5 protein-coding genes are annotated in these 3,550 nt (G+C 63.5%); 3 read left to right on the top strand and 2 right to left on the bottom strand.

Features of this window, described 5'->3' with window-relative positions:
• Positions 1 to 401 (bottom strand): hypothetical protein (locus tag ABW043_RS15980; RefSeq protein ID WP_353922194.1); only part of this gene is annotated, 401 nt, incomplete at its 3' end.
• Between the two features lie 103 nt (positions 402 to 504).
• Entirely contained in the window at positions 505 to 669 is a 165-nt protein-coding gene (locus ABW043_RS15975; protein ID WP_353922193.1) for a hypothetical protein, read from the bottom strand.
• 171 nt (positions 670 to 840) lie between these two features.
• Between ABW043_RS15975 and ABW043_RS15970 the strand changes: the two genes are divergently transcribed.
• From ABW043_RS15970 to ABW043_RS15960, 3 genes are all read left to right on the top strand, one after another.
• Positions 841 to 1,440: a Spy/CpxP family protein refolding chaperone gene (locus ABW043_RS15970; protein WP_353922192.1), complete on the top strand. Its 600-nt coding sequence runs from the start codon at positions 841 to 843 to the stop codon at positions 1,438 to 1,440.
• 159 nt (positions 1,441 to 1,599) lie between these two features.
• The gene (locus ABW043_RS15965) at positions 1,600 to 2,820 is read left to right on the top strand and encodes an aminotransferase class V-fold PLP-dependent enzyme (RefSeq protein ID WP_353922191.1); all 1,221 of its coding nucleotides are present in this window, start codon (positions 1,600 to 1,602) and stop codon (positions 2,818 to 2,820) included.
• A 181-nt stretch (positions 2,821 to 3,001) separates the two neighbouring features.
• Positions 3,002 to 3,550: DMT family transporter (locus ABW043_RS15960; RefSeq protein WP_353922190.1), on the top strand; the 549-nt coding region annotated here is incomplete at its 3' end.

Raw genomic sequence — 3,550 nt, 5'->3', positions numbered from 1 at the left:
TATTCGGCGGCGTGCATGCGGGCCGTGGCCGAGCCGGCGGGCATGAAAATGACATAGGCGGCGATAAGAACGCCGGCGGCGGTGAGCAGCGAGCCGATGGCGACGAGCGGCTCCATGCCGGTATTGCCTTTGAGCAGCAGATAGAGCGAGACGCCCATGAGCGCGACGCCTGATGTGTAGACCCAGAAATGAACGCGCGGCAGCAGGCCTTCGGCCTTGGCCGGATTGAGCGCGTAATAGCCGCCGAAGATGGCGGATGTCACCCAGCCGAGCAGATTGATATGGGCGTGGGCGCCGATGACGTCGTGGTTCTGGCTGATTGACATGGCCAGGCCAAGGCCAATGCCGACGACCAGAAAGAGTATTCCGGCACGAAAGAACAGATGCGAGACTGCAGGCATGGTTTTCTCCCCCGAAAGGCCGGCGGAACAAGGCTCCTCAACCTCCGCCAGCGGGAAGAAATTGTAGCGCTTTCGTTACCTTTTTGCCAGCGGAACGCAGGGCTCAGTCGGGGTTGCCAACCACCGAAGTCGGGGGACGACGCGGCGTCTCGGCGTCGGCTTTCTGGGCCTCGGTCGCGCGCTGCTCCATCTCCTCGGTTTCGTGCGGGCGACCATCGGGGCCGCGCCGGGTCATGGGGCGGGTGGTGGGTTTGGTCGGGGTGGTCATGGGCTCCTCCTTTTGCCTCTTGATGAGAAACGCAGGACGCCTTGTCACAGTTCACGGCCAACCTTACCGACCTTGCCAAGAGTTCATGTCGTCGCAATCTCGTGAAGAGTTTCCTATCGCTAGGGTCGTGTTGTTCCGGTTCTGCCGGTTTCCCATGCAAGGAAAAACACTATGACCTCCACCTCGATCAAAGCCCTCATGGCCGTCGTTGCGACTGCAATCGGTTTGAGCGCCGTGGCTCCCGCCATGGCCCAGCCGGCTCCCCAGGCACCCGACGCCGCGGTGACCCAGGAAGATGCCGCGCCGGGCAATCAGGCTTTCCGTCCGCAGGGCGGTGGACCGCGCCAGCAGGGCGGCGGTGCAGCCGGCTTCTTCGATTTCTCGCGTGGTGGCGAGGGCATCGAGATTGCACTGGTGCGCCTCAGCCATCGTCTTGACCTGACGACCGAACAGCAGGCGCTGTTCGATACGCTCAAGACTTCTGCGCTGTCCGCGGCGGAAGATTTTGCGACCGCGACCGAAGGCCTGCGCCCGACGCCGCCGGCCGAAGGCGAAGAGCCGGCAATGCCTGATGTGGCGCAGCGGCTGGAAACGCGGATTGCCGTCGAGAAGGCACACGTTGCAGCGCTTGAAGCGGTGCAGCCGTCCGTCGCGGCATTCTTTGACAGCCTGACCGACGAGCAGAAGGCCGAGCTGATGCCGGCGCCGGGCGAACATGGCCCGCGTGGGCAGCATGGCGGCCAGGGTCCGCGCGGCCCCGGCAAGCACTAGTCTCATTCCGGCTCCCGTGTCTCCTTCGGGCATGGGAGCCGACGAGCGGCGCGGTCCGCCCCCGAACAACCCGCGTCGCGGCAAGTCTGGCTCTCAACAGCCGGGCTTGCTTTTGTCTGTGTCTCGACTACCAATCGATCACTCTTTGACGGATCGATGATGACCAATCTGCCTCTGGACCCAGCGCGTATCCGCGCTCTTTTCCCCGCCTTTGCCGAGCCGAGCCTGCAGGGCCAGGCGTTTTTCGAGAATGCCGGCGGCTCCTATACCGCCAAGGCGGTGCTCGATCGGCTGGAGCACTATTACCGCGCGACCAAGGTGCAGCCCTATGGCGTCTACCCGGCTTCGATCGAGGCAGGGGAGGCGATGAACCTTGCCTATGAGCGGATTGCGGCGGCGCTTGGTGTTTCGGCGGACTGGATCCATTTCGGGCCTTCGTCTTCGGCTAACAGCTATGTGCTGGGCAATGCCTTTGGCGGTTGGCTCAAGCCGGGCGATGCGATTGTCGTCACCAATCAGGATCATGAGGCCAATTCGGGCTCGTGGCGCCGGTTGGCTCAGAAGGGCATCGAGGTGCGCGAGTGGAGCGTCGATGGGCAGACCGGACGGCTGGCGCTGGCGGCGCTGGACGCGGTGCTCGATGACAAGGTGAAGCTGGTTGCGGCGCCGCACTGCTCGAATGTGGTTGGCGAGATCAACCCGATAGCCGAGGTTGCCAAGCGGGCGCATGCCGTTGGAGCCGTGCTGGCAGTGGATGGCGTGAGCTATGCGCCGCATGGCCTGCCGGACCTGGCTGAGCTTGGGGCCGATATCTATCTCTTCTCGGCCTACAAAACCTATGGGCCGCATCAGGGCGTGATGGCGGTGCGGCCGGAACTGGCCATGCAGTTGCCGAACCAGGGGCACTTTTTCAACGATACCAAGCCGCGCTATCGGCTGACGCCGGCCGGGCCGGACCATGCGCAGATCGCAGCTTCGGCCGGGATTGCGGATTATCTGGAGCAGGTGGCCGAGATTGCCGGGGGCGAGGGCAATCCGTTCAGGCGGGCGCACAAGGCGATGCGGGCGCAAGAGGTCGCGCTGGCGCGTCCGCTGCTCGACTATCTCAATGGGCGCAATGACGTGAACCTGGTGGGGCCGGGCGATGCGGAATTGCGCGCGCCGACGATTGCGCTGCGGCATAGCGAGCCGGGCGTCGAGGTGGCGAAGCGGTTGGCCAAGCATGGCATCATGGCTTCGGGCGGGAATTTTTACGCCTGGCGATTGATGGAGGCGCTGGGGATCGATCCGCAGCATGGTGTGCTGCGGCTTTCGTTCGTGCACTACACGAGCCCGGAGGAAATCCAGAGTCTCATCAAGGCACTAGATGCGGAATTGTAGAAGGCGATTCATGTCGAGGCAGGGCGGCTAGTCCCGCCACGGCGCGTCATCCTCGGGCTTGACCAGAGGACGCTTCACTTAGCCCGGCGCAGCAAGTACAGAGCCCTCGGGTCAAGCCCGAGGGTGACGAGCTCGGAGCGCGATAGCGTCGCGCACGGGTACAAACCAACGAGAACAGAAAATGTCACGTCCACTCGCAGCCTTGCTTTTGCTGCTTTGCACCATGTTTTGGGGATTTGCCTTCGTGGCGCAGAAGTCGGCCGCGGGGTCGATCGGGCCGCTGAGTTTTTCCGGGGTGCGGTACATTATCGGCGGACTGCTGGTGCTGCCGCTCGCGCTTGGCGAATGGCGGCGGCGCAAGGTGGAGCTGTCGCGGTCGCAATGGATGCTGGTTGGCGTGCTGTGCTTTGCCTTTTTCATGGGGTCTTGGTTGCAGCAGGCGGGGCTGGCGACGACCACAGCTACCAATGGCGGGTTTCTGACCGGGCTCTATGTCTTCTTCGTTCCGCTCATCGGCTATTTTGCCTTCCGCGTGCGGCCGCACCCGATTGTCTATGTCGGCGTGCCGCTGGCGCTGGTGGGGATCTATTTCCTCAATGGCGGGGGGCTTTCCTCGTTCAACAGTGGCGACTGGCTGATCGTGGGCAGTGCCGTGTTTTGGGCGATGCATGTGCTGACGCTGGGATATCTGGCCAAGGAAACCGGACTGCCGATCTTTGTGTCGGCGGTG

It is taken from the genome of Devosia sp. (assembly GCF_040509215.1).
Taxonomy (GTDB): domain Bacteria; phylum Pseudomonadota; class Alphaproteobacteria; order Rhizobiales; family Devosiaceae; genus Devosia.
Note: the sequence above shows the minus strand (reverse complement) of the source record. Positions and strands in the feature narration are given on the sequence as shown.

What these genes read in the sequence shown, in the direction of transcription:
- ABW043_RS15975 (WP_353922193.1), bottom strand. Translation starts at nt 669, where the DNA reads ATGACCACCCCGACCAAACCCACCACCCGCCCCATGACCCGGCGCGGC.
- ABW043_RS15970 (WP_353922192.1), top strand. Translation starts at nt 841, where the DNA reads ATGACCTCCACCTCGATCAAAGCCCTCATGGCCGTCGTTGCGACTGCA.
- ABW043_RS15965 (WP_353922191.1), top strand. Translation starts at nt 1,600, where the DNA reads ATGACCAATCTGCCTCTGGACCCAGCGCGTATCCGCGCTCTTTTCCCC.